Origin of the sequence: Arcicella sp. BE140, assembly GCF_031456255.1 — a bacterium.
Classification (GTDB): Bacteria; Bacteroidota; Bacteroidia; order Cytophagales; family Spirosomataceae; genus Arcicella; species Arcicella aquatica.
Map to the genome: position 1 here is coordinate 415,765 of NZ_JAVDUE010000002.1, position 26,649 is coordinate 442,413.

Consider the following 26,649-nt stretch of genomic DNA (forward strand, 5'->3'; position numbering starts at 1 on the left):
TTTCAAATCTTCAAATCATCAAATTTTCAAATTATTTGTAACTTCTCTGAGCAATCTTAATATTCTCATAAACCAATTCCTCTTTGTGTAGTTCGAATTGAGAGTCGCCTTTGTATTCCCAAGCAGCTACGTAAGCGTAGTTCTCGTCATCACGAAGGGCTTCTCCTTCTTCTGTTTGGTATTCCTCACGGAAGTGACCACCACAAGATTCGTTACGGTTCAAGGCATCAATACACATCAATTCTCCTAGTTCGATAAAGTCGGCTACGCGCGTTGCTTTTTCTAATTCAGGGTTAAATTCATCTGCATCGCCCGGAATACGAACATCCGACCAGAATTGTTTTTTGATTTCTTGAATTTCAGCGATAGCTTCTTTCAATCCTTTTTCGTTACGAGCCATCCCACATTTATCCCACATAATTAAACCTAATTTCTTGTGGAAATAATCAACAGATTTAGTCCCTTTGATAGACATCAACTTGTCGATAGTATCTTGAACAGCCTTTTCAGCAGCAACGAATTCAGGAGCATCTGTTGGAATCGCTTTAGTACGAATATCCCCAGATAAATAAGCACCGATAGTATAAGGAATTACGAAATAACCATCAGCCAAGCCTTGCATCAAAGCAGATGCACCCAAACGGTTAGCACCGTGGTCAGAGAAGTTGGCTTCACCCATTGCATAAAGCCCTGGAACTGTAGTCATTAAGTTATAATCAACCCAAAGTCCACCCATTGTATAGTGAACCGCAGGATAAATACGCATTGGCACTTCGTAAGGGTCTTCACCAGTAATTTGCTTGTACATATCAAACAAGTTACCGTATTTCTCTTTCACAACCTCTTTACCCATTGTTTGCAACTCTTCGGTAGTAGCATTGTGCATCCCTTTTTTTGTAGCCTCTCCACGTCCATAACGTAAGATAGCCGCAGCGAAGTCAAGATAAACCGCTTTTTTAGAAGCACCCACACCATAACCTTCGTCGCAACGTTCTTTAGCCGCACGCGACGCAATATCACGAGGTACTAAGTTACCGAAAGCAGGATAACGACGCTCTAAGTAATAATCGCGTTCCTCCTCTGGAATCTGAGCGGCTGGGCGATTATCATTTTGTTTTAATGGTACCCAGATACGTCCATCGTTACGCAACGATTCCGACATCAAAGTAAGCTTTGATTGGTGGTCGCCAGAAACAGGAATACAAGTAGGGTGAATTTGTGTATAACAAGGGTTTCCGAAGAAAGCACCTTTTTTATGCGCTTTCCAAGCCGCCGTTACGTTTGACCCCATTGCATTAGTAGATAAGTAAAATACGTTTCCGTATCCACCCGTACCCAACAACACAGCATGCCCAAAGTGACGTTCTAATTTACCAGAAATCAAATCACGAGCAATGATACCACGCGCTTTGCCGTCTATCACTACTACGTCCATCATTTCGTGGCGAGTAAACAATTCTACATTACCTAAACCAACTTGACGTTGTAACGCAGAATAAGCACCCAACAATAATTGCTGACCAGTTTGTCCTGCTGCATAAAAAGTACGTTGTACTTGTGTACCACCGAAAGAACGGTTAGACAACAATCCACCATATTCACGTGCAAAAGGAACACCCTGAGCCACACATTGGTCAATGATGTTACCAGATACTTCAGCCAAACGGTGAACGTTTGCTTCACGAGCACGGTAGTCACCACCTTTGATAGTATCATAAAAAAGACGGTAAACAGAGTCACCATCATTTTGGTAATTTTTAGCAGCGTTAACCCCACCTTGTGCAGCGATTGAGTGTGCACGGCGAGGAGAATCTTGGAAACAGAAAGCCTTAACTTTATATCCCATTTCAGCTAAAGAGGCTGCCGCAGAAGCACCAGCTAAGCCAGTTCCTACAACAATAATTTCAATATTCCGCTTATTTGCGGGGTTTACCAAGGGTACAGTAGAACGGAACTTTGTCCATTTTTCTGGTAATAGTCCTCCTGGTATTTTAGCATCTAATTTAGTTGACATAATTTTTGATTAAGAATTATGATTGAGAATCGTGTGATGGAGTGATGAAAGAATATAATGAAATGTATATATTTATATCAAATACATTTTTTCATTATGCAATCCATCCGAAATACATTGCTATTGGCATTGCCGCGAAAATAATGGGTACGATAATCGAAAACCAAGTACCCAAAGACTTAACAAATGGAGTATATTTCGGGTGATTCCATCCCATCGTTTGAAAAGCACTTTGGAAACCATGTAATAAATGGTAGCCCAGAGAAATGCAACCCAACACATAAACAACAACAACAATTGGGTTTTCAAAAACTTCCTTCATCTCACCGAAAAGAGTTTCTCTTCCACTTGTAATCTCATCAGTAAAACGGCTAACTACCCAAAAATGACGAAGGTGAATAATTAGGAAAATCAGTAATAATGAACCTAAAAGGCCCATAGAACGTGAGTACCATGTAGAATTAGCTTCTCCTTTTACGACAGCATATTTTACAGGACGCTTCTCTGAATTTGTTTTCCAGAGCATTAATCCATCCACAATGTGGATAATAAAGCCTAGCATTAAGCCTACTTCAGCAGTCCTAATTAGCCAGTTGTGTGCCATAAATTCTGCTGCTTCATTGAAAGTTTCGCCACCGTCGTTTAAAAAAATACATGCATTGATTCCACAGTGAACCACAAGAAAGCCTATCAACGATAATCCCGTAATGGCCATCAGTAGTTTTCTACCCAGTGAACTCGTTAGTGTTTTTGTTACCCAAGACATCTTTTAATTGTTTTAGTTATCATTAAAATGGTTAATAGTTTTAGGTGAGTAGATAATAACTATGGGTGAATTTGATTCTTTGAAAGGATAAATGTCACGAATAATTAGTATCTAGTATTTTAAAACTAAATATCCTCCCCAAAACTACGACCCAAACAATTGTGTATCAAATTATCTATCACTTTTTAGCAATTATTTATAATGTTTTTACGTTTTTTTACAATAAAATAAGACTTAGATCTTGTTTTTATTGTTAAACATTAATTTTGAAGAGCCTTCCTGTTGGCTCTTGTAATTTAACTTAATGTTCGATTTTTTGTTTCGTTAGTTAGCCAAAAAAATAATATTTAACTTGTAGGCAAATCATCCGAATTTTATATTCTAAATTTTTATGAGATTTAAACAATTTTACCTTTTTGTATTAGGCCTTTTACTGATACTGTCCACTACAGAGTCTTTCGCAACACACATGAGAGGCGGAGAAATTTCTGTAAAAAGAATTTCTTCAACTTCCTTTACTTATGAGTTTACGCTAACAATTTATTGTGACTTAAACACAGGCTTTAGGGCGTGGCAAGACCAACGTGATGCGTCTTTTTGTTTTGGTGATGGTATTGGTAGTATTCGTGCTCCTCGTATTAACGGTGGTGGTAATGGGGAAGACATTGGTAACGGAATCGGGAAAGGTATTTATAAAGCAATTTATACCTATGCAGGTGCGGCAGATTATAAAGTAACTGTGGCGATTTCTAACCGAAACCAAGGCGTTAGAAACATCGGTGGGGCATCTGATGCAGTGGCCTTTTATGTTGAAACTATTTTTAAGGTAAACCCAGGGCTAGGACTTAACTCTACGCCAGTGTTATTAAATCCTGCGGTTGATTTAACGGCCGTTGTCGGACAAAAATTTATTCATAACCCTAATGCCATTGATGTAGATGGTGATAGTTTGGCCTACCGTCTTACTTTTTGTAGAAGAGGTGATCAAGATAACTGTACTGATAGAAAAGGAGATTCAGTACCGGGTTTCCGCCAGCCTAATGAAGTAGCTACTACACCAAGTAGCTTTACGATTAATGCCTTAACAGGCGATTTGATTTGGGATGTACCACAAGAAATCGGATTGTATAACTGTGCATTTTATGTAGAAGAGTGGCGAAATGGCGTATTGATTTCTATTACAGAAAGAGATATGCAAATTGAAGTAAAAGATGCTGATAACAAACCTCCAGTGATTAAAGTACCTGATGATATATGCGTGGAGGCGGGTACATTAATTAGCCAAACGATTACTGCTACTGATACGCCTTCTAACTCTGGAAGAGTAGATAATATGACAATCATCTCAACAGGAGCTGTTTATAGATTACCAGATGGTACTACTTTTATTGGGCCACAATATGCTACGTTTACTTCAACTGCTAATCAAGCATCGCCAGCTTCTGGTAGATTTGTATGGCAAACGGGTTGTAATCATATTCGTCAAGAACCTTATGATATTCTCTTTAAAGCACAGGATTTACCACGGAGTGGGCTTATTCCTAGCTTGGTAGATAGTAAAATATGGAAGATTAGGATAGTAGCGCCAAGAATTAAAAACCTGAAAGCAACTGGCGATGCTGCCAATAAAACAATCACATTAACTTGGGATAGTTACACTTGTCAAAATGCAGGATCAGAAATTGTTATCTATCGTAAAGAGGGTTGTACTAATTATACTCCTACTACATGTAGTACAGGTTTGCCAGCTAATTTAGGATATGTAGAAGTAGCTAGAGTGCCTGTATCTGCAACAAGTTATGTTGATAAAAACTTAAAACGAAATACTGATTATAGCTATAGAACAGTAGTTGAGTTTACGAATGGAATTAACAAAGCTGAAAGCATTGTTTCTGACCAAGCTTGTACGAACTTGCCAATACAGATGTCTGTCATGACGAACGTAACGGTAGATAAAACGGATGCTACGACTGGAGAGATGACCATAAAATGGACTCGCCCGCTTGGATTAGATAAAAATGTTTTCAAAGGACCATATCAATATCGTTTGTCAAGAGCAACAGGATTGAACGGAACAAACTTTGTACAAGTTTCGCCAAATATCGATACTGATTTGTCGGGTAAGGCTGATACAATTTTTGTAGATAAAAACTTGAATACAACGGCTAATGCTTATACCTATCGCATTGCATTTTATTATACCAGTAATACAGGCTTAACGTTGTTGGATAGTACAGATAAAGCAAGTAGCGTGCGTTTGGCTGCAACACCAGATAAAAAGTCAGTTCGTTTGTCATGGCAAGCTATCGTACCTTGGAAAAACGAAAACCAAATTCACCGAGTTTATAGAGAAACGCGTTCGGGTTCAGGCGTATTTAACCGTATTGCTGATGTGCCTGTCACTACAGCAGGGACTTTTGCCTTTACTGATACAGGGGCAGATACTTATGCTGCCGACGGAATAGCGCTTGCAAAAATGTCGCAAGATTCTAGCTATTGTTATAAAGTAGAAACAGTAGGTACTTACGGAGATGCAAGGATTAAACCTGATATCTATTATAACTTCTCGCAGATTATCTGTGCAACGCCTTTGAGTGATATTGTGCCTTGTGCTCCACAATTGACCATTGATTTACTTGATTGTGATAAATACAAAAAGGATAATACCAATTGTGATTTAACATCATTCGAGAATAAATTGACGTGGACTAATCCAGATAAATCTGCTTCTGGAAGTGATTGTACGAAGGATATTGTAAAATACACGATATATTATGCTGAAAGTTCAGATGGCACTTACACGAAAGTTGGTGAAGTAACTAGCCCAACACCGCCTGCTCAGACGTTTACCCATATAAAAAATGATTCGTATTTGGGTTGTTATTATGTGACTGCTACAGATAAATATGGTACCGAAAGTGCGCCAAGTAATAAAGTTTGCAAGGATAACTGTCCGAGTTTTGAATTGCCAAATGTCTTTACACCTAATGGCGACGGCAAGAACGATATTTTCCAAGCAATGAGATGCCCACGATTTGTTCAGAACTTAACGTTTAGCGTGTATAATCGTGCTGGACAAAAAGTATATGAATATGCTGGACCAAAATTAGCTTGGAATGGTACTGACACTAACGGAAAAGAATTGCCAGTAGGAACTTATTTCTATAATGCAGAAGTGAAATTCTTGATGTTAGACCCTAGTTATCCAACGGTTAAATTAAAAGGTTGGATTGAGTTATTGAGATAGTATTATTAAATATATTGCATCAAAAAAGGCTTGAAGTTTTAAAACTTCAAGCCTTTTTTATGTGGGTTATCAAAAGCTCATCAACTGCCTTTACAACCAAACGTTGAAGACCTCATGCTACGTGAAGCCCTTATCACTAGCGAGGGACTTAAGTTCTTCGCTAGTGATAAGAGTCTGATTGTTAATAATTTATAAAAATTTGTGTAATCAGTAATAAGCTCATAACTCATAGTTATTAAGCTCACAGCTTTATTTTACTTCTTCTTCAAGCTTGTCAAGAACTCAATTAAATCTACTGCCTCTTCTTTGCTCATTCCGTCCATCAATCCCGTAGGCATCATTGAATTATTCATCATCTTCATTGATTTTACAGCACTGGTTTTGATATTCTGAACAATTCCTCCTGGCATTTTCAAACTAATATCTGTTTCAGTTTTTGAAGCAATAATACCGCTCATGGTAGAGCCATCCTTCATTTTAATGTCCCATCCTTCATAGCCAAAACCAATACCTGCATCTGGATACATAATGGCAAAATACTGACCATCTTTCCCTAGTTTTGACCCAATTTCAGAAAGCTTTGGCCCAAAATCCATCCCCTCACCATTTACTTGATGACATACCGAACAATTGCTAGCAAACACCGCAGCTCCCTTTTTAGCATCGCCCGTTAAAGCAACCAATTCTGTTACAGGAGGTAGTTTTTTAGCCGTACTTGTTGATGCTCCTAAATATTTTGATGCTTCAATACGTACATTTCTACGCCAAGCCTTACTAACACCCTCTACGGCAAAAGGAATATAATCTTTCTCAATTTTACCCTCTTTCAAATATGCTAAAATCAAATTTTGTCCGCTGTCGCTATCGCCAATAGCTCGTGTGGCTTCGCGACGAATGCTCACTGAACGTGTTTTATTAAGCATCAAACCCTTCAGAATGTCTATCGATACTTGTCCACCATTTGATTTAATGCCGTTTAATAATTGAAGTGCCAATACTTCTTTTTTAGGGTCATTGATGATTTGTTTTACCATGATTAATCCTTCTGGTGATTTTATCAAAGCCTCTGCTGCCTGACGTGGCATTTCGCCTTTACTGACCATGCTTAACAAGCGTGAGTTTTCCTCAGGTAACAAATATTTAGTTTGTAATTCTATGTATTCTTTCCCGCTCAAGGTACTCAATAATTTACTGAGCGATTGTTTGGCTAGGGGAGAGGTTCTTACAAAGTCTACATCTAAATGGTTTAATGCAAGTTTATTAATGGCATTTTGGTCTGTAGCATTGCCTTTTAATAATGATAATAATGTTTCAGACTTCTCTTTGCCTTTGATAAAATCAAAAGCCCTGAAATAACGTAACCGTTCTTTTAAGCTGATATGACTATCGGTTGCCAAGCTAGCCAAAAACTTTACAGATTCCGTTGTTCTAGCACGCCAAACAATGTCTTTTCCCGCTAGGGTTAACGTTGGGTCTGGTGTTTTTTTGAGGTAAGCTGCAAAGCAAGCATTCCAATTATTGTCTGCACCAATGCCTAATGCTTCAAGATACCAACGGTCTTTACCATCATACTTTGATGCTAAGTCTGCCCAAATAGTAGGAACTTCAGCAGAAGTATTGCCATGTAGTGCAATGGCACATTCTCTCAAAATTTGTGGGTCGTTGCTAGTTGCCAATTGTTTTACGTACTCAATCACATTTAGTTTCAACTGGCGTGCTGCCCTCAAGCCTGCTATTTTAATATCTGGATTCGCATCTGCTAAAGCAATTTCTACATATTTTTTACCATCAACAATTTTACACAAAGCCCAGAAAGCACGTGCTTTCATTCTTTGGTAATCTGATGCCCACAGTTTCAATAATTCGGGTTCAGCACTTTTGCCAAATTTAGTCAGGGCTTCCCATGCCAAATACCTCGTAGCAATATTAGGACTTGTTAAGGCCGTAATAGCACCAGTAGGAGTTGATAAATCTAAACTTGGAACGCTATAAGGCGTATTGCTAGGGGCAATTCTGTAAATCCTTCCACGTGTTTGGTCACCTGCTTGGTGTCCTCCCACGCCTGGGTCATACCAGTCGGCTACGATTAACGAACCATCAGGAGCTACACAAACATCAGCAGGACGAAACCATTGGTCTTTTTCCTGTTTCATGATATTCACAATGTCAGCAGTATAGCCAGCACCTGATTTTTGAACTGGATACGAACGCACCACATTATGTCCCGGTTCGCAGTGAATCATCTGCCCTTGAAAAGCACTTGGTAATAAATTGCCCTCATACACAATCATACCCGTTGGTGAGCCCGAACCTGTTTGTAAAAGGTTTGGTACGGTTCCGGGGTCATTTAAATGCCAGTGGCGTCTTGGTATTTCTTCTTCAATATTTGTACGATTACTTGGCCATGAAGCGTGCGTCATGGCATCTTTATACCCAAAATCGCCATATTCCATTACATAATTAATTCTTACCCCTTTGTTGCCATCATCATCATTATCCGATTGCCACATTGTACCGTAAGAATCAATCGCTACCTCATAGTTATTTCTGAAATTTTGTCCTAAACATTCTACTTCCGAACCGTCTAAATTACAACGGAATACCATGCCCTCTTGGTAGTTTTTAGGCGAAATCTCTTTGCCAAATTGGTCTTTCACAATATTACCGTTCGCATCTTTTAACTGACGACCCTCGTTTCCGAAGTTGAAATAAAGCTTACCATCTGGTCCAAAAACAAACGTATGCATACCGTGGTCGTGTTGTTCGCCACCGATGCCTTGAAACAAAATTTCTTTTTTATCAGCTTTGTCATCACCATCAGTATCAGTTAATTTCCAAACATAAGGGCTTTGTGAAACCAATACTACATTTCCTAATACTGCAATGCCCAGAGGAGCATTCAAGGAGGCATCCTGATAGAATACCTTACTGCCGTCTGCTTTGCCGTCTCCATCTTTATCTTCCAGAATAACTATTCTATCTCCTTCTTTTTTGGTTGGGTTTAAAGTGATATTAGGGCGATAGTTATAAGCCTCTAATACCCAAACTCTTCCTTTCGCATCCACATCAATATCTGTGGGGTTTATCAACATCGGCTCAGTCGCAAAAGTTTTTACTGTTAATCCATCTGTCATCTTTACACCTTCCAGCGAATTATCAGGTAATCTTTTTTGAGCTTCTGTCAATACTGAATCTACATAATGATTAATAAAGCGACTGGAAGGGGAGTTTTGATATGCAGTGGTGAGCAATGCACCACCGAGCAAAACTGTTGGGATTCCAAAACGAAGTTTAGTGGATAATTTATTTGACATGGAAAATATGGTTTATGAACAATAGTTTCAAAAATACTTTTCACTTAAAAGCAATATTATCGTGATTTGTACTGATTGATAAACCCGAAAATATTAAATTAGTGATATAAACTTGTACTTTCTTGTAGGGAAGGCGTTAAAAAAAAAGAGAACTCTATAGAACTGTATCTGAATATTTAAAGCCTATCAACTTATCAATAAAAAGTTAAGTCAGGAAAAATTACAGCGATAAACAATGTAAAAAAGGCAAAACAGTCTATTTTATAAAATCTATTAGCCCAACAGAATAAGATTATTTGTTAAAATTCGTTAAAACTTATTGAAAACTAATGGTTACGGTCTTTTTAATGACGAAATTTGACTTTGCTTAATTTCTGATTAACAAATACAAGTATTGATTTTCAAACTCCCAAAAATTACTTAACTTTGCGAACTTATGCAGAGAACTCACAAATTTTTATTATTTATACTGTTTGCTTTGACCCTCAGTGCGTGTAGCAATTTCGAAAAAATCAGAAAGATGACTGATGAGAAGAAAAAGTATGACGCAGCTATTCGTTTTTTCAAGAAAGGTCAATACGACAAAGCAAGCATACTCTTTGAGGAATTGTTGCCAATTTTAACGGGAACAGACCAACAGGAAATCGCTACGTTTTATCAAGCTTATTGCGATTATCACACTGGCAATTATGAAATGGCAAATTTCCATTTCAAACGTTTTGCTGAAACATTTGCGAGAAGTGAATATTATGAGGAAGCAGTATATATGTCTGCTTATTCATTATATAAAAATTCTCCGCAGTTCAATCTTGACCAAAGTGGGACGATTACGGCGATTAATGAACTCCAAAATTTCATTAATAACTATTCGGACAGTAAGTTTAGAGAAGAAACGTCTGATTTGATTAAGGAGCTAAGAAAGAAATTAGAGAAGAAGTCTTACGAAAAAGTAAAGCTCTATTATAAAACCAGTGAATTCAATATTGCTACTTTGAAATCTGCTGTCATTGAAATCAATAATTTTCAGAAAGATTATCCCGATTCAGATTATAACGAAGAGTTAGCCTTCTTAAAAGTTCAATCACAATTTGATTTGGCTCAAAGTACCATTGAAAGTAAACAAAAAGAACGTTTTGATGATGCTATTAAGTATTATCAAGATTTAGTGGATAAATATCCTAAGAGTGACTTCTTGAAAAAAGCTGAGAAATTATATGACATTAGCTTTAAAGAAAGTGACAGAATTGCAAAACTTGAAGCAGAGTACAAAGCCGCTAGAGACAAAGAGAAATCTAATACGTCTAAAGTGGGTGCTGGCGACAAACAGAAGTAATCAGTATTTTAGTAAAAACATTTAACAAGAAACAGTAGAACAACCAAAGATATGGCAACGAATCCATCAATCATTACCAGAGACGTAGATAAACTCGCTATTAAAGCAGGAGGAAATACGTATGAAGCCGTAGCAATCATCTCGAAACGTGCAAGACAAATTGCTTTGAAGTCTAAAGAAGAATTGAACAATAAATTATCAGAGTTTGCTTCTTCTGTAGATAACTTAGAAGAAATTTTTGAAAATCGTGAGCAAATTGAAATTTCAAAATTCTATGAGCGTTTGCCAAAGCCAACTTCATTAGCTATCGACGAATTTATGGAAGATAAATTTACTTTCACTTTGCCGAAAAACGATGATAAATCGGAAGACTAGGAACTTTCTATCAATTATTAATCAAAAAGGTCAGATGTTTTACATTTGACCTTTTTGATTTTGATTAAGTTTGTATCCATAAACCAGTGTTGAATAAGATGCTTAAAAGCAAGAAAATATTATTAGGTGTTTCGGGTAGCATTGCTGCTTATAAAATTGCGATACTCACTAGGCTTTTGGTGAAAGAAGGGGCAGAGGTAAAGATTGTAATGACAGAGGTCTCTAAAGAATTTATTACACCACTTACATTATCGACACTCTCAAAAAATCCAGTTTTGTCGGCTTTTGTAAAAGATGAAACTGGGCAATGGAATAATCATGTTGATTTAGGCTTATGGGCCGACGTGATGCTGATTGCCCCCGCAACAGCCCACACATTGGCTAAATGTGCGAATGGCATTTGCGATGATTTGCTGACTGCCGTTTATCTTTCGGCTAAATGTGAAGTATATTTTGCTCCTGCTATGGACTTGGATATGTACAAACATCCGAGTACTGTATTAAACCTTGCAAAGCTGACAGAATATGGAAACCACATCATCAAGGCAGGCTATGGCGAATTAGCCAGTGGCTTAGTAGGAGATGGGCGTATGGCCGAACCCGAAGAATTACTGGAAGTCCTGCAAAAACATTTTTCGATCAATCCTGTATTAGCCAACAAAAATATACTGATTACCGCAGGACCAACCCAAGAATCCATCGATCCTGTTCGTTTTATCAGTAATCATTCTACTGGAAAAATGGGCTATGCCCTTGCGAACAAACTAGCCAAAGCGGGTGCAAAAGTAACGCTAGTAAGCGGACAAGTGGCTTTGAAAAAACCAGATGAAAGCATCAATTTAATAAAAGTACATTCAGCCCAAGAAATGTATATTGCTACGCAAGCAAATTTTGAGGTAGCAGATATTATTATTCTGGCCGCAGCCGTAGCCGACTATACCCCTGCGATGGTGGCAGATAAGAAAATAAAAAAGAAAGAAGATACGTTTAGTATAGAGCTTATCAAGACGACTGATATTGCCAAAACTTTGGGGAAACAAAAACGTTCAGACCAATTGATGATTGGCTTTGCCTTGGAGACGGATAACGAAGTTGACAATGCAAAAGGGAAAATCAAGTCTAAAAATCTTGATATGATTGTCCTGAATTCCTTACAAGATGCTGGTGCGGGCTTTGGGCACGATACTAATAAAGTAAGCATTATCAAAAAAGATGATAGCATCATTGAGTTTGATTTGAAATCAAAACAAGATGTAGCTCAGGACATTATAGACACCATCATTAATACCATGATGAGTGAATAGAAAGTAAATGAATCAATTTCGAAAAATAGCATTGATGAAAAATAGCATTACATATTATACTTTTTATAAATATACACTTTGTTGGGTGATGGCTATAATGGGAGTATTGGCTTTGTCACAGCCCCTACAAGCCCAAGAGATTAATTGTAGAGTAACGATTTCTACAGACCAAATACAGGTAAATGAACAGCGTGGTGCTACACAGATTTATACAGAATTGCAGAATGTCATGCAAGAATTTATGAACAACCGTCGTTGGACAAATGATAACTTTGCACCTGAAGAGAAAATCAATTGTTCATTAGCCTTGATTATTACTAAAGCTACTGCCACTGGAGACTATGAAGCCAACGCTCGTTTTCAGGTTACTCGTCCCGTATATGGTTCTGCTTATGAAACTGTCATTTTAAATTATGTAGATAGAAATTTCGTATTCAAATATATCTCAGGCACGCCCCTTACTTATAATGATAATAATTATAACGACAACCTAACGCAGATATTAGCCTTTTATGCCTACATAGCTTTGGCTTATGATTATGATTCCTTTGAAAAAATGGGAGGTATTAATGCCGCTCAGAAAGCATTGAACGTAGTGAATTTAGCTCAAAATGCAGGTGGAGGTTGGTCGTCTTCAAATGATATTCGTAGTAGATATTGGGTGGCCGAAAATCTGTTGAATCAACAGCTACAAAGCCTACGTGAGGGCTTCTATACTTATCATCGCATTGCGATGGATAATTATGCTACTGACCCAGCAGCTAGTAGAAAACAAATAACGGAATACTTGAATACCATTAAGCAGGTAATTCAAAACCGACCTGGACAAATTTGGTATCGTCTTTTCTTTGAAGCAAAATCTACGGAATTATTGAATATCTATGGCGATGCACCGCTTGATGAAAGGAAAAAGATAGTGCCATTGCTTACTTCGCTTGATCCTAATAATTCTGAAGCATACAGAAAACTGAGTAAATAATATAGAAGGACTTTAAGATAATTGTTCCCCACAATGAGGACAAAACTTAAAGTCTTTTTTATCTTGTTTAGAAGATTTTATATGTTCATTAAAGCCTGACACAAAAATACCCGTTGGTAAGGCGAACATCGCAACGCCTGCAACTGCAACGATGCCTCCTAATAATTTTCCTAGTGGTGTAATGGGATAGGCATCTCCATATCCTACCGAAGTAATCGTAGTAACACCCCACCAAATAGTAGCTGGAATACTTGAAAAAATATTTGGTTGTGCTTGGTTTTCAATATAATACATCGTAGCAGACGAAATTAGTAATGTAAATATAAAAAAGACAAAACTTAAGATAAGTTCTTCTCGTTTTTCTTTAAATACACTTTCAATTACTTTTAAGGCATGTACATATCTTGAAAATTTGAATAGCCTGAAAATTCTGAATAAACGAAGTATCCTGATTAAGCCAGTATCTGACGTGAAATTAGATAAATAGAAAGGCATAATTGCCAGTAAATCAATCAATGCCCCTGCTGAAAACATATAACGGATTCGGCCCCAAAGAGGATGGCGATATTTTTCATTCTCAACACACACCCACAGCCGAACGAAATATTCTATTGTAAAGAAGATAACTGAGAAGTATTCAAAATCACTGAAGAAAGAAACAAAATCATGCCTTAGGCTTTTTACCGAATGCAAGATGATAGCAAAGGTGTTCAGAGAAATCGTTGTTAATAAAATAGCGTTGAATACTAACGAAGCAGTGCTTTTTTTACCTCGTGTTACTTCTAATACTTTATAGATTTCTTTTCTAGACCAATTGCTATTCATTCGATAAAATGATTTTATGATATTATAAGACTAATTAGCAGATATAAAATAAAGCACGCTTGGGTATTAAACTCATTATTCATAATTCATCACTCACAACTCATACCTCTTCTACTTGTAATTGTTTTTCGTAGAGTTCTCTATACACATTATTAGCATTCATCAGTTCTTCATGCGTACCTTGTTCTATGATATTGCCATCGTCGAGCATGATGATTTTATCTGCTAATTTGGCAGAAGAAACCCTGTGCGATATAATAACTGATGTTCTACCTTTCATAATTTCTTGTAGATTATTCAAAATCTGGTTTTCAGTTTTGGTATCTACGGCTGAAAGGCAATCATCCAATATTAAGATTCTGGGTTCACGTGCGATGGCACGTGCAATAGATAAGCGTTGTTTTTGTCCGCCAGATAAAGTTACACCCCTTTCTCCTAAAACCGTATCAAAACCTTCAGGAAAATCTATCACATTATTGTATAAATCAGCGTCTTTGGCAGCTTTAATGATGGTTTCTTCGGTCATGTCACTACTTCCAAAACTCACATTGTTTCGGATAGAGTCTGAAAACAAGAAAACATCTTGAGGCACATATCCAATTTGTGAACGATACATATTTACATTCAAGCTTTTGATGGGCAAGCTGTCAATATTTATTTCTCCTGCGGAGGCATCATACATTCTACAAAGCAAATTGGCTACTGTACTTTTCCCAGAGCCTGTTGTGCCTAAAATAGCAATAGATTCGCCAGGCTTAATCGTCATAGAGAAATCCTTTAAAGCCACAATCCCCGAATCTGGATAGGTGAAGTTAACGTTTTTCATTTCAATAGCCCCTTCAACAGTATGACGAATATCTTCTTTCGAAACAATATCAGTTTTTACATTCAAAAACTCATTGATTCTTTGCTGAGAAGCTGCTGCTCGTTGTATTTGCGAGGTTGTCCAACCCAAGGCAATCATTGGCCACGTCAGCATATAGACATACAAAATAAATTCGGTGATGCTTCCAGCGGTAAGTCTGCCAGCCATTACTTCTAAGCCACCCACATATACTACTATCACAGAACTAAGACCAGCCAACACCGAAACCAATGGTGTAAAGAGTGAATCAACTTTTACTAAATCTAACGATTTTTCCCGATAAACGTTGGCTTGTTTCGTAAAAGCTATCGTTGAGGGCTCTTCTTGTACAAAAGCCTTCAAGACTCTAATACCCGAAAATGCCTCTTGTGTAAAAGTAGAAATCTTAGATAAGTTTGCTTGAATCTGTTCAGACTTTCGCATGATGATGGTATTAACAAAGTATATACTACCCGACAGAAAAGGAACAGGTAATAATACATACCAAGTAAGTTTCTCGTTCACCGAAAGCATGTACCAAACCACCAGAATAAATACTGAAATAAGGTTTAGACCATACATTAAGCTAGGCCCCACATACATTCGTACTTTATTGACGTCCTCTGAAATACGCGCCATCAAATCGCCAGTGTTGTTCTTTCTATAGAAACTCAGTGGAAGGGTTTGGTAATGCTGATAGATTTCGTTCTTTAAATCGAACTCAATATGGCGGGACATTACGATGAGAGTCTGGCGTACTAAAAAAAGGAAGAATCCTTTTAATAAAGCCAGCACCATAATTAATGACCCATACAACAAGATTGAAAAGGCAAAGAATTCATAGACCATTTTTTGCGAAGCAAAGCCATCATACAGAAAGTATAAATCAATGGTTTCTTTAACCAAATCAAGTGCATAGCGTACAATTTGAGCAGGAACTACACCAAAAAGATTTGAAATGAAAGTAAAAAGTGTACCTAGAATAAGGTACCATTTATATTTGAGAAAGTATTGGTTGAGATGCTTTAGGGATTTCATATTTCAATAACCAACGGAGGAAAGTAAAGGTTTCATCCATTATGTACTTTTAGTATTCAGTAAAATTATCATTTATATTGAAAATTTTGTGCTTGAATAATGCTTTTTTCTTTAAAAAATACTAATTTTGCACCCTCTTTGGATAAAGTAATATTACTTTACCGAAGCTTCACTACCAAAACGTTCTTTCTAAATTACCCAATGGTAAACAGACGACTTCTCCGAACAAAGGCATTTCAAAGCCTTTATGCCTTCCGCCAAGCGGAACGTGCTGATTATCAGTTAGCATTTGACCAAATTGCTGATTCTTTTCTCCCAAATCTTGACTTAATGATTCCTAAAGAGCAACAAATGCTAAAGCTAGATGCTTTGCGTAAGTTAGCTGAACAACGTTTTGAGGAGCTATTCAATCTGAAATCGACAGATGATACCATTCCTGCTGAGGCTAAAAATGCAGCAAGACATGCCCTTGAATCATATAAAAGTTATGTGAAAAAAGACAAAGCTACGATTACTGATAACATGGTAGCGGAGGTGGAAGGAGTATATGATGCTTATCTGAAAATGCTTCAATTGTTGTTGGAAATTACTGAAATTGCTGTTTGGGATGAGCAACGTCGTTTAGTTGAAACAGACCACCGTACGTCAAGATTAGCCAGAAATCAAGTATTGATGGCTTTGAAAAATTTACCAATGTTTACTACGGGTATTATCAGGAGCAATGCTAAATGGGGAGAAGAAGACCAAAACCTTTTGCGTAAACTTTTCTTAGAAGCAATCTTGCCTGATACAACTTTCCAGTCGTACCTTCGTATAACAAAACATACTTTTGAGGAAGATTTGGCGTTGGTTCAGTATCTTGTAAAAACTTTCATACTGAAACATCACCTTATTGCTGATTATTTTGAGGAAAAAGACCTAAATTGGAACGAAAATAAGGATGTGCTTAAAAGCCTTTGTGTAAAGACTTTTAAGATTGAGAAAGTGGAGGATTTGGCATTACAGCCTTTGGCATTAAATTGGGACGAGGATAAGCATTACTTCGTAGACCTTTTTAATAATGTGTTGGATAACGATGAATCGTATGAGAAAATCATTACCGACCAAACACAAAACTGGGAAGGCGACCGTCTGGCGATGACAGATATGCTTATCTTAAAGTTGGGCTTGGCAGAAATGATTCATTTTACGAGTATTCCAGTAAAAGTATCAATCAACGAATACATTGAATTGGCAAAAAACTATTCAACACCAAAGTCAGGGCAGTTTATAAATGGTTTATTAGACGTACTTTCGCAGAAATTACAGAAAGAAGGAATCATCAGAAAGTCGGGACGAGGATTGATTGATAATAAATAATGGTTATTTGAACAACGCAACAGGCATAATCTATAAATTTGATTTTTTAACCGATAACTTGCAATACAATGAGTAAATCATCAAAAACATTTTGGGCATTCATGACTGGAGCTGCCGTTGGAGCTGCCTTAGGAATTCTATATGCACCTGATAAAGGAGAAAATACCCGTAACAAACTGTTTTATCAACTTCAAAAGTATCGTGACCAACTACAAGGTTTAATTTCAGATTTGATTGATGGAAAAGAAATTCCTGAAACAATGGCAAAATCTGAAGGTAAGAAAGTAGTAAATGAAGCACGTGAAAAAGCAGAACGTTTATTAGAGGATGTAGAAAGCATGATGAGTCAGATTAAAGCTAAAGCCTAATTTTGAAATTAATTCGAATATTCATCGTATGAAAAAAGCAATCATTTTGGCATTGGGGATTAGTGTTTTTTTTGCTTGTCAAAATAAACAAAAGAACGATAGCCAGACAATGGCAGACTCTGCGTCTGCCTATAAACCGACAAGTGATAAATTTCCTGTGATGCAAGCTGATTCACAATCGGTAGATTTAGGTGTAATTACACAAGGCGATACCATTATTCACATTTATAAATTTAGAAATACGGGTAATATGCCATTAGTGCTAAGTAGTGTAAATGCATCTTGTGGTTGTACTACGCCTTCGTACTCTACTTCACCAGTTCAACCGGGTGAGCAAGGCTTTATTAAGGTGAAATTTGATAGTAAAGGCAAAGAAGGAAAGCTTAGTAAAACAGTAACAGCGATAGCAAATACTACTCCTGCCGAAAATACTTTTTCTTTTAAAGTAGAAGTACTAAAGAAATAGTAAGACTCCCAAGAATATTTAATCAAACAAAAAACAAATATGTTTAACAGTATTTTATTACAAGGAATGCTCGGTGGAGGTGGTGCATCTTCTCTTTTATTAATTGGTGGTATGTTCGTTGTCATGTATTTTTTCATGATTCGTCCTCAACAAAAAAAACAGAAAGAGCAACAAGCATACGTTGATGCATTAAAGGCTGGCGATAAAGTAGTAACGATTGGTGGTTTGCACGGTACTGTTACTTCTGTAAGAGAAAAAACAGTTGTATTAGAAGTAGATTCAAGCAAAGGAGTAAGAATGGTGTTTTTGAAAACAGCCATTTCTAAAGACTCTTCTGCGCAGATTGGCGAATAAAATTTGTCATTTCCTTAATTGAAGAGATTGTTAAAAGAAAAGAACACTAAATATTCTTTGACTTTCAACCTCAACCCCAGCCCTTTCTCTGAAGGAGAAGGGGTTGGGGATGAGGTTTTATCGGAATATAATTTGTATATAGTCTATCTTTTGAGATAACTTCAATTTGTAAATTCTTTCAGATGAAACCCGCTCCTAAAAAAACTGATTTCAAAGCTGTAATAGTGAGCCTATTCGCTGCTATTATTTTTTGGATAATGAATGCCTTGAACAAAGAAGGCTATTCACAAAAAATTTCCTTTCCTATTCGTATTACTTACGACGATTCCCTTTACATACCGACTCAGCCACTTCCTGAAAAAATTTCTGTCAATGTTTCTGGTAGCGGGTGGGATTTATTACGTAAATCATTTTCATTCAATAAAACGCCTATTCAGTATGCTATCAACAAGCCACTGAAAACTAAGTTTTTGAATACTGGTATGCTCACAGATTCTATTGCGGAGTATATTAGAGATGTACAGGTAAATTATATCGTAGCCGACCGCTTTGAGATAGAATTTGATAAAAAAATCAAGAAAGATTTTACCTTAAAAATAGATAGCTTACATATTCCCTTGAAAGAGCATTATGTAGTATCGAGTGTGATTAATCTTAATCCAAGAGTCTTGACCATTGAAGGCCCAGAATCTATATTGAAAGATATGGATAGCACAATTTATATTAAAGTGCCTGGACAACAGATTAAAGATAATTTTGATGATGAAATAGGGCTTCCTTTTGCTAAAAACGGCATATTGAAAACTAATAAGAGCAAAGTAAGTGTAAGTTTTGAAGTTGAAGAATTATTGAAATAATGGCAAAGGTAATTGGCATTACAGGAGGGATAGGTTCGGGCAAAAGCCTTGTTTGTAAGATTTTTTCTATACTAGGTATTTCTATTTATGAAGCCGATACGCGTGCTAAATGGCTTGTCGCTCATAATGTTTCCCTCAAAAATTCGATTATTCAATTATTAGGCGAAAGAGCTTATACTACCAGTGGCGACTACAACCGCGAATGGGTAGCTTCGCAAGTATTCAATAATGCAGATTTACTACTTCAATTAAATGCACTTATACATCCAGCAGTTCGGCAAGATGCCCGAACATGGATTGAAGACCATCAACAACATTCATTTGTATTGTATGAAGCTGCGCTCATGAAAGCAGCAGGAGATGGAAATGCCTTTGATAAAGTAATTGTGGTAGATGCCCCAAAAGCCCTCAGAATAAAGCGTGTAAAGGCAAGAGACGGACGTACAGAAGCCGCCATTGAAGACATCATAGCCAGACAAATATCAGAAAGTGAACGATTGAAAATTGCTGATTTTGTAATTAACAATGACGAAAAAGAGCCTTTGTTAGACCAAGTATTAGCCTTGTATCAAAAACTAAAGGCAACATCATAATGAAGGGCACAAAAAAACCACTTTCAACGCGAAAGTGGTTTTTTGTTAGTCTTTAGCTTCTATTCACTGGTGTCTAACCAAAAGTTTTTTGGTTACCAGTGATCTGCCATCAGCAGACAGTTGATATAAATAAATGCCATTTCCCCAATCTTTAGTAGAAATCTCTTTTCTTGAGGCATCTTTATCTAAAACTTCTTCTTTAATCTCGCTTCCCAAAACGTTGTAAAAAGTGATTTTTACTTCGTTTACTTGTGACGAGATATTATATTTAATCGTTGCAATATCATCCGCTGGATTAGGATAGATATTCCAAATAGATATTTTGTCGTTGTTGAAAAGTTTATCGTCAGCACTAAATGATTCTTCTACTTTGGTTTCAACAGAAGTAGTTGATGCAACCACTTGAGCTTCATTTTTAGTAGCGTAGTTTTTAGGCGTTTGTACCATCAAAGAATTAGTAAAATACTGACTAATGGCAGCACGCTGATAGTTTACATTCCTATCAAGAGAAAGGTGCGATGGCTGGAAATATGAAAAAGGCATCTTTTTATAAGATGACGAGCTCGTAATCTGGCTCATAGTCTTTTGCTTTGGCTTAACATCCAAGCGACTTTTATAGCGATTCTCAGTAGTTTGAGCAATCCCTGATATCGATGATATCAAGCATCCCCAAATTAACCAAGCTTTTGTATTAAAGAGTATAGGTTTCATTTCATTTAGTATTTCTTTATGAAGACAACATTAGTCAATTAATAAATATTTTTAAGTGTCTATATTATCATAGACCTAAAAATCGTTTGAAAGGTTGCTTTGACTTTTAAGTATTTTATTTATAAAACAAAAATATATTAAAAAAATTCAATTTTCAAAGTTTCGGCAACGATTTTTTATTTATTTTATTATGTGGCAATTCATTAATTTTCTTTTCTATCTTTTTTTCTACCTTTTTTATCAAGACAGAATCCTTTGAAGCAGTTAATGAAGGGGTAATAATAGGACGTGCAACTCTTGCTAAAATACTTGCTTTATTTGGCATTTCGCTGATTCGCCACTTGAATCCATCCAACTCTTTATCGTCTTCTTTTACTTCTTTGGGCGGAATAAACTTACCATCTGGTTTAGCTAAAAAAGCTATGCGAGAGATCTTATTTTTAGCAAAATTCATATTCATTTTCCCACATTGTACTCTATTCATCCCAGTTAGGGTATTTTTTTCATCAATTGCGTAATAGATGCTTTCCCCATTACCCTCTACGTTCACTTTTTCAATCTTAGAATCATCCGTAAACCTAACCACCATTTTACGCCCTTTTATCTGGTTGTAATTTGTTAGTGTATCCGTTGCAATCACAAAAGACTTGCCCTTCATATTCATCACACTGATTTTATTTCTTTTCAGTAAAATATTGATTGAGTCTGCTTCAGATTGATTTTTTAAATTCCAGAGAATAGGTTTCTGATAAAAATAAATAGTTGAGTCTGAAACATTATAACTCAGCGAGTCGCACTTTGCCGCAAAATCACTTTTAGAAATCATTATTCTTTTATAAGCATACATTTTCTTGGTTTTGGTTTCTTTGTTATCCAATGAAACCAAGGTGTCGGCCGTTAAAAAAAGTGTGTCATTCTCAAAAACATTCTTCAATAAAGCATGTCCGAATACTCTGGTAACCCCAGTTTTCTTCGAATATCTACCACGGTCGCCCGTGAGGATAGCCTTGTCTTTTTTCGAGACAAAATGAATATTCCCAATCGCAATACCAATTTCGGTTGGCGGGTCATAAATCATCGTATCGGCCGTCATGACATAATCTTCCGTTTTTACAGTCGACCGCCCCTTGAGGTTCGAAATCTTTGTGATAGTATTATATTGGCTACCGGGGTTGGCGTATGTTGTATCTTTTTTATTAACAACCAACGTAGGGGCTATAAAAAAAGCTTCTTTGGATAAGGTACTATACCGCAAGGAATCGCCCGTTAGGCTACCATCCTTATCGATAACATGTACATTCGTTTTAAAATCAAAAAGCTTTGTAACCGTATTATAATAGCCTTCCTTACTGGTAAGCGTACTTTTTTTATCAATGATTTTACCACCAGTATTATAATAAGCAATACTAGTATTCAAATTATAATCTAGCTTATTGGTAGTCAATAAAATCGTTTTATCGTCTAACTTCACATGTCCATTGATGATTGCTTTTCTTTCATTTCCGAAATAATAGGCAGTATCCCCAGTAATCGTGACCGTATCTGCTTGAATAATTTTTACTTTTCCGTAAGCTTCAAGAATATTCGTTGTTTCGTTCAAAATTGCCAGATTGCAATACATCAGGGTAGTACCTTGTCGCAAAGCGACATTGCCAATCAGCTTCTTCATTTGCATAAATGGCTGGTTCTGACCAATCAAACTGTCGGCTTTGATGATTTCTACTTGGCTTCCAGCAGGAGTTTGAGCATTAGTTGAAAAAAAAGTAAAAAACGATAAAATTAATCCTATGAAAATATACGATAAAGTACTGGAAATGGATTTGACTATTTCAAATGCTTTCATCGATTCTGGAATTACTTTTATTTGATGTATTTTTGTGGAATATTTCATAAATCTTGTGCTTGCAAAATTAGCCAAATAAAATCATGCTCAACGAGTTTTTAACGTTTATTAACAAACAAAATCTTATTCAACCGTCTCAAAAAGTACTTTTAGCGGTAAGTGGTGGTATGGATTCTGTCGTGATGTGCGACCTTTTCAGCAAAGCCAAACTTAACTTTGCGATTGCCCATTGCAATTTTGGACTTCGTGGCGAGGAATCGAATGAAGATGAAATGTTTGTGAAGAAACTTTCTATTAAATACAAAGTACCTTTTTATGTGACTACCTTTCAAACGACTGATTTTGCCGAAAATGAAAAGATTTCTACGCAAATGGCTGCGCGTATCTTAAGGTATGAATGGTTTGAAAAAATAAGAACCCAACATCAGTTCGACTATATCGCTACGGCGCATCATCAAAATGATGTACTAGAAACGGTATTGCTGAATTTGACCAAAGGGACGGGCATAGCAGGTTTGCATGGTATCAGGGTAAAAAATGGGCATATCATTCGTCCAGTATTGTTTGCTGAAAAAGAAAGTATTTTTGATTATGTCGTAGAAAATCAGATTATCTGGCGTGAAGATTCTTCTAATGAATCTAATAAATATCAACGTAACCTGATTCGTAATGAAGTAGTGCCTTTGTTAAAACAGATTAATCCTAATCTTGAAAATACGATTCAGCAAACCGTAGAAAGAATTACGGCGGTAGAAGATATTTTTGAGCAAGAAATGGAAATGCTCAAAAAGCAAATCACTTGGTCAGATTCGCAGGCAATTTATGTGAATTATAAAGCCATTCAAACGCTTTCACAACCTGTGATTAAACTAGCAGAATTGTTGAAGCCTTATAATTTTAGCTATCAACAAAGTCAGGATATTGTTGAGGCTTTTGATAAAGAAGCAGGCAAAATGTTTCTTACGCCAACACATACGCTAGTAAAAGACCGTACTGAATTGGTCATTACCCCCAAAAATCTACAGGCTTTTACCAGCAAAACCATCGAGAAAAATAATGTGGTAGTAGAGTTTGGTGATAGAATGCTAAATATCGGAGAGTTTACTGAAATAGAAGAAGATTTTGTAGTGCCGACAGCTAAAAAGGTAGCTTGTTTGGATGCTGACAAGATTCGCTTTCCGTTACAGCTACGTAAATGGAAGGAAGGCGATTGGTTTTGTCCGTTAGGAATGAACAAGAAAAAGCTCATCAGTGATTTTCTGATTGACCAAAAAGTACCTTTGAATTTGAAAAAAGATGTCTATCTGCTTACATCAAACGGTTCGATAGTTTGGGTAATTGGCTTTAGAATCGATGATAGATTTAAAGTCACAGAAAAGACTGCTAAGATTTGCTTGATGGAAGTAAAGTAATTGGAGTTTTGAGTGCTGAGTTAAAGGGAACAAAAACGAGGCTATCTTTCTTTATTAGATAGCCTCGTTTTTGTTCCTTATTTCTTCTTAGTCGCTTTAAAATTACCATTGGGTTGAACAAAAGTAATCGCAGTAACTTCCAGACTTGGCGTTATATCAAACAAAACACTGTAACCCTTCAACTTGACAAGGTTAAATTTGTGATTGCCAATAGAGGCTAATTCATATTCGGGCTGACCGGGGATAAAGACATAAAGCGTTTTGTCATTCTTAACATACGTTTTAATCGTAACACCTCCTAAATCAAACTCGCCTACATACTTTTTCAATTCTTCTGCCGAAATGGGCTTGACAGGAATCACTCTACTAAACACAACAGGTTTACCGATAGTAGGTTCCAATCCGATGGCTGATAATGTTTCAATCTCACCGTTAACACCAGTGTTGAATTGAAAAAATATAGAACTTTTGTTCGTAGTATCAATACCATATCTCGTGTCAAAATTCAAGAAAGTATCGTAATGATAATGTGAAAGCCACCATTGATGGTTGGGCGATTGTAAAAACAATGAATCTCCTTTTTGATTGACATTTAATTTTCCATAACCATCACTGACAAATATACCAGTATAGTCGCTTAGGCTATGCGAAGGTTTCGTATTCGTTTTTCGGTTGCTTGTTGGTTTATTTTTAGCTTCTTTTGATTCTTTGATCGCTTTTTTATATGTTTTCAACCGTTCTCCACTCCAATTATAATATTTAAGGTCGAGCATCTTGTCGGCAATGATATTACGGACAAGCGTAGGAACAGCAGAACCATCTTGATTTGTCAGCACAACAATACCTAAACTATCACTTGGGAAAAAAGAGGTATTTGCACTGAAGCCATCAATGTTTCCACCATGTTCTACCCGATAGTGTCCACGATATGAAGATAGCATCCACCCAAATCCATAAGTAGATAGGTGTAGGTCGGGCGTTTCTTTACTGGGCAAAGCACCATTTATGACCATCTGAGAAGAAATCGCATCAGCAACATATTGAGGAGATAGAATTTCTTTCCCTTCAAATTTACCGCCATTAATCCAAGTAGAAACCCAATTAGCCATTTCTAATACATTACTATTAATACTCCCTGCAGGGCCCATTTCATCGATATTAAAATAATCTAAGCGATAGATTAAACTATCCTTTTTTAAGCCATAACCTTTAGCAGCATCACTGCTTTTATCAAATTCTTTGATAGAGAAATGAGAGTTTGTCATATTGAGGGGCTTAAAAAAACGCTCTTTAATATTATTTTCCCAGCTTTTGCCAGTAAGTTTTTCTGCTACGATACCTTGAGCCACAAACATGAAATTATTGTATTGCCAGCGTTCACGAATACCAGTAGAAGGCTCTAAAAAGCGTATGCGTGTTAAAATACTATCACGAGAGGTAGGGGAAAAATACCAAGAATAATCATGTCTAGGAAGTCCTGTACGATGGGTCATCATATCACGAAGGGTGATTTTATTATTCATATCATCGTTGTAGAACTTTAGCTCAGGTAAATAATTACTCACAGGTTTGTCTAATTCTAGTTTACCATCTTTTTGTAAAACACCAATTAACGAAGATGTAAAAGCCTTTGTACACGAACCGATTGCGAATAAAGTATTCGGTGTAACAGGCAACTTATTTTCATAGTCACGATAGCCAAATCCTTTTGCATATACCACTTTGTTTTTTTGAATGATGGCTACTGCAAACCCTGGTGCTTTCCAGTCGGCAAGAATATGGTTTAAAGCAGTATCTAAACCCGCAAATCGGTCAGGGATAGTGGTTTTTCGTTTTTGAGCATTAGATAAGAAAGTGAGGAATAATAAGCAGGTTGTCAGTAGTTTTTGCATAATTTTGAATTGACTTTTAGAGATATTAAGAATCATTCAATTTAAACAAAATCTTAGAGAGATTGAAGTAGGTATGCGTTTTATTTTATGTGGTTTTTTCCCTTTGCTATCATCTACAAAATAACTTCAACAAGGAAGAATTACAACTATTAAAAATAATCTCTTTTTTCTGTAATTATCATAATCTTCGTTCGACTAATCATTCAAAACCTCCAATGTATTGAACCAAATAGTAGAAAATCAATTTGTTGAACTAATCAAAATCCATCAGGGCATCGTGCATAAAGTGTGCGGGATGTATCGTCGTGACCATGATGATAGAAAAGATTTGTTTCAAGAAATTGTGATTCAACTATGGAAAGCATTCCCGAAGTTTAGGCACGAAGCAAAGGTTTCGACATGGATATACCAAATTTCATTGAATGTCGCCATTTCTGATTTTAGAAAAGAAAGTAGAAAACCTATCCGAGTAGAATTGTCGGAAACCATTACCAATATTTCGGACAATCAGTATGATTACAGCATTGAAGAAAAACTAGCGGTATTGTATCAGGCCATCGACCAACTATCTGAAATTGAAAAGGCTATTATTATGCTGTATTTTGAAGAAAAGAATAATGAAGAAATTGCTGAGATAATCGGTATTAGTCAGAATAATGTAAGAGTGAAAATGACTAGAATACGTGAAAAACTAAGAACTTTGATGGCCAATACCAAATAGTTTCACAACTATTGTAAAACTATTATGCTCCAAA

21 protein-coding genes are annotated in these 26,649 nt (G+C 36.5%); 13 read left to right on the top strand and 8 right to left on the bottom strand.

Annotated features, from left to right (window positions below; genetic code table 11):
* Nucleotides 1-31 precede the first annotated feature (31 nt).
* Both J2Y60_RS05085 and J2Y60_RS05090 read right to left on the bottom strand, forming a co-directional pair.
* Nucleotides 32-2,014 carry a fumarate reductase/succinate dehydrogenase flavoprotein subunit gene (locus J2Y60_RS05085; RefSeq protein WP_309914222.1) on the bottom strand — a complete coding sequence of 661 codons (1,983 nt, stop codon included), beginning with the start codon at nucleotides 2,012-2,014 and terminating at the stop codon, nucleotides 32-34.
* A 94-nt stretch (nucleotides 2,015-2,108) separates the two neighbouring features.
* Entirely contained in the window at nucleotides 2,109-2,780 is a 672-nt protein-coding gene (locus J2Y60_RS05090; protein ID WP_309914225.1) for a succinate dehydrogenase cytochrome b subunit, read from the bottom strand.
* A gap of 391 nt (nucleotides 2,781-3,171) precedes the next feature.
* On the opposite strand from J2Y60_RS05090, the gene J2Y60_RS05095 reads away from it, so the two are divergent.
* Nucleotides 3,172-6,027, top strand: a complete 2,856-nt coding sequence (locus tag J2Y60_RS05095) for a gliding motility-associated C-terminal domain-containing protein (RefSeq protein ID WP_309914228.1) — start codon at nucleotides 3,172-3,174, stop codon at nucleotides 6,025-6,027.
* Between the two features lie 254 nt (nucleotides 6,028-6,281).
* Here the strand turns inward: J2Y60_RS05095 and J2Y60_RS05100 are convergent, their stop codons facing one another.
* Nucleotides 6,282-9,341 carry a PVC-type heme-binding CxxCH protein gene (locus tag J2Y60_RS05100; protein ID WP_309914230.1) on the bottom strand — a complete coding sequence of 1,020 codons (3,060 nt, stop codon included), beginning with the start codon at nucleotides 9,339-9,341 and terminating at the stop codon, nucleotides 6,282-6,284.
* 436 nt (nucleotides 9,342-9,777) lie between these two features.
* Here J2Y60_RS05100 and J2Y60_RS05105 point away from each other — a divergent pair, with 436 nt between their 5' ends.
* The 4 genes from J2Y60_RS05105 (at nucleotide 9,778) to J2Y60_RS05120 (ending at nucleotide 13,332) form a co-directional block, all read left to right on the top strand.
* A complete protein-coding gene (locus J2Y60_RS05105) occupies nucleotides 9,778-10,674 on the top strand; it encodes an outer membrane protein assembly factor BamD (RefSeq protein WP_309914233.1) in 897 nt (298 codons plus the stop codon).
* A gap of 51 nt (nucleotides 10,675-10,725) precedes the next feature.
* Nucleotides 10,726-11,049, top strand: coding sequence for a DNA-directed RNA polymerase subunit omega (locus J2Y60_RS05110; protein ID WP_309914236.1), 324 nt, complete (start codon nucleotides 10,726-10,728; stop codon nucleotides 11,047-11,049).
* 98 nt (nucleotides 11,050-11,147) lie between these two features.
* Nucleotides 11,148-12,353 carry a bifunctional phosphopantothenoylcysteine decarboxylase/phosphopantothenate--cysteine ligase CoaBC gene (gene coaBC / locus J2Y60_RS05115; protein WP_309914239.1) on the top strand — a complete coding sequence of 402 codons (1,206 nt, stop codon included), beginning with the start codon at nucleotides 11,148-11,150 and terminating at the stop codon, nucleotides 12,351-12,353.
* Between the two features lie 7 nt (nucleotides 12,354-12,360).
* Nucleotides 12,361-13,332, top strand: coding sequence for a DUF4835 family protein (locus tag J2Y60_RS05120; RefSeq protein ID WP_309914242.1), 972 nt, complete (start codon nucleotides 12,361-12,363; stop codon nucleotides 13,330-13,332).
* Between the two features lie 12 nt (nucleotides 13,333-13,344).
* Here the strand turns inward: J2Y60_RS05120 and J2Y60_RS05125 are convergent, their stop codons facing one another.
* On the bottom strand, nucleotides 13,345-14,157 hold the full coding sequence (locus tag J2Y60_RS05125; RefSeq protein ID WP_309914244.1) for an ion transporter: 813 nt from the start codon (nucleotides 14,155-14,157) through the stop codon (nucleotides 13,345-13,347).
* Nucleotides 14,158-14,257: 100 nt separating this feature from the next.
* The gene (locus J2Y60_RS05130; protein ID WP_309914246.1) at nucleotides 14,258-16,039 is read right to left on the bottom strand and encodes an ABC transporter ATP-binding protein; all 1,782 of its coding nucleotides are present in this window, start codon (nucleotides 16,037-16,039) and stop codon (nucleotides 14,258-14,260) included.
* A 99-nt stretch (nucleotides 16,040-16,138) separates the two neighbouring features.
* On the opposite strand from J2Y60_RS05130, the gene nusB reads away from it, so the two are divergent.
* The 6 genes from nusB to coaE all read left to right on the top strand — a co-directional run bounded on the left by nusB (nucleotide 16,139) and on the right by coaE (nucleotide 20,036).
* A complete protein-coding gene (gene nusB / locus J2Y60_RS05135) occupies nucleotides 16,139-17,398 on the top strand; it encodes a transcription antitermination factor NusB (protein WP_309914249.1) in 1,260 nt (419 codons plus the stop codon).
* 68 nt (nucleotides 17,399-17,466) lie between these two features.
* Nucleotides 17,467-17,766, top strand: coding sequence for a YtxH domain-containing protein (locus tag J2Y60_RS05140; protein WP_184130374.1), 300 nt, complete (start codon nucleotides 17,467-17,469; stop codon nucleotides 17,764-17,766).
* A 28-nt stretch (nucleotides 17,767-17,794) separates the two neighbouring features.
* Nucleotides 17,795-18,232 carry a DUF1573 domain-containing protein gene (locus tag J2Y60_RS05145; protein ID WP_309914252.1) on the top strand — a complete coding sequence of 146 codons (438 nt, stop codon included), beginning with the start codon at nucleotides 17,795-17,797 and terminating at the stop codon, nucleotides 18,230-18,232.
* Nucleotides 18,233-18,271: 39 nt separating this feature from the next.
* On the top strand, nucleotides 18,272-18,586 hold the full coding sequence (gene yajC / locus J2Y60_RS05150; RefSeq protein WP_309914255.1) for a preprotein translocase subunit YajC: 315 nt from the start codon (nucleotides 18,272-18,274) through the stop codon (nucleotides 18,584-18,586).
* 182 nt (nucleotides 18,587-18,768) lie between these two features.
* Complete coding sequence (locus J2Y60_RS05155) at nucleotides 18,769-19,443, top strand: hypothetical protein (protein WP_309914258.1); 675 nt, start codon at nucleotides 18,769-18,771, stop codon at nucleotides 19,441-19,443.
* Nucleotides 19,443-20,036 carry a dephospho-CoA kinase gene (gene coaE, locus J2Y60_RS05160; RefSeq protein WP_309914260.1) on the top strand — a complete coding sequence of 198 codons (594 nt, stop codon included), beginning with the start codon at nucleotides 19,443-19,445 and terminating at the stop codon, nucleotides 20,034-20,036. The genes J2Y60_RS05155 and coaE overlap by 1 nt, the downstream gene beginning before the upstream one ends.
* A 63-nt stretch (nucleotides 20,037-20,099) precedes the next feature.
* Here coaE and J2Y60_RS05165 read toward each other — a convergent pair whose 3' ends face one another.
* Both J2Y60_RS05165 and J2Y60_RS05170 read right to left on the bottom strand, forming a co-directional pair.
* Nucleotides 20,100-20,747 carry a T9SS type A sorting domain-containing protein gene (locus tag J2Y60_RS05165; RefSeq protein ID WP_309914262.1) on the bottom strand — a complete coding sequence of 216 codons (648 nt, stop codon included), beginning with the start codon at nucleotides 20,745-20,747 and terminating at the stop codon, nucleotides 20,100-20,102.
* 154 nt (nucleotides 20,748-20,901) lie between these two features.
* Nucleotides 20,902-22,638, bottom strand: coding sequence for an OstA-like protein (locus J2Y60_RS05170; RefSeq protein WP_309914265.1), 1,737 nt, complete (start codon nucleotides 22,636-22,638; stop codon nucleotides 20,902-20,904).
* A 35-nt stretch (nucleotides 22,639-22,673) separates the two neighbouring features.
* Here J2Y60_RS05170 and tilS point away from each other — a divergent pair, with 35 nt between their 5' ends.
* On the top strand, nucleotides 22,674-24,002 hold the full coding sequence (gene tilS / locus J2Y60_RS05175; RefSeq protein WP_309914268.1) for a tRNA lysidine(34) synthetase TilS: 1,329 nt from the start codon (nucleotides 22,674-22,676) through the stop codon (nucleotides 24,000-24,002).
* Between the two features lie 77 nt (nucleotides 24,003-24,079).
* Here the strand turns inward: tilS and J2Y60_RS05180 are convergent, their stop codons facing one another.
* On the bottom strand, nucleotides 24,080-25,894 hold the full coding sequence (locus J2Y60_RS05180) for a serine hydrolase (RefSeq protein WP_309914271.1): 1,815 nt from the start codon (nucleotides 25,892-25,894) through the stop codon (nucleotides 24,080-24,082).
* 220 nt (nucleotides 25,895-26,114) lie between these two features.
* Between J2Y60_RS05180 and J2Y60_RS05185 the strand changes: the two genes are divergently transcribed.
* Nucleotides 26,115-26,615 carry a sigma-70 family RNA polymerase sigma factor gene (locus J2Y60_RS05185; protein ID WP_309914275.1) on the top strand — a complete coding sequence of 167 codons (501 nt, stop codon included), beginning with the start codon at nucleotides 26,115-26,117 and terminating at the stop codon, nucleotides 26,613-26,615.
* Nucleotides 26,616-26,649: the final 34 nt, after the last annotated feature.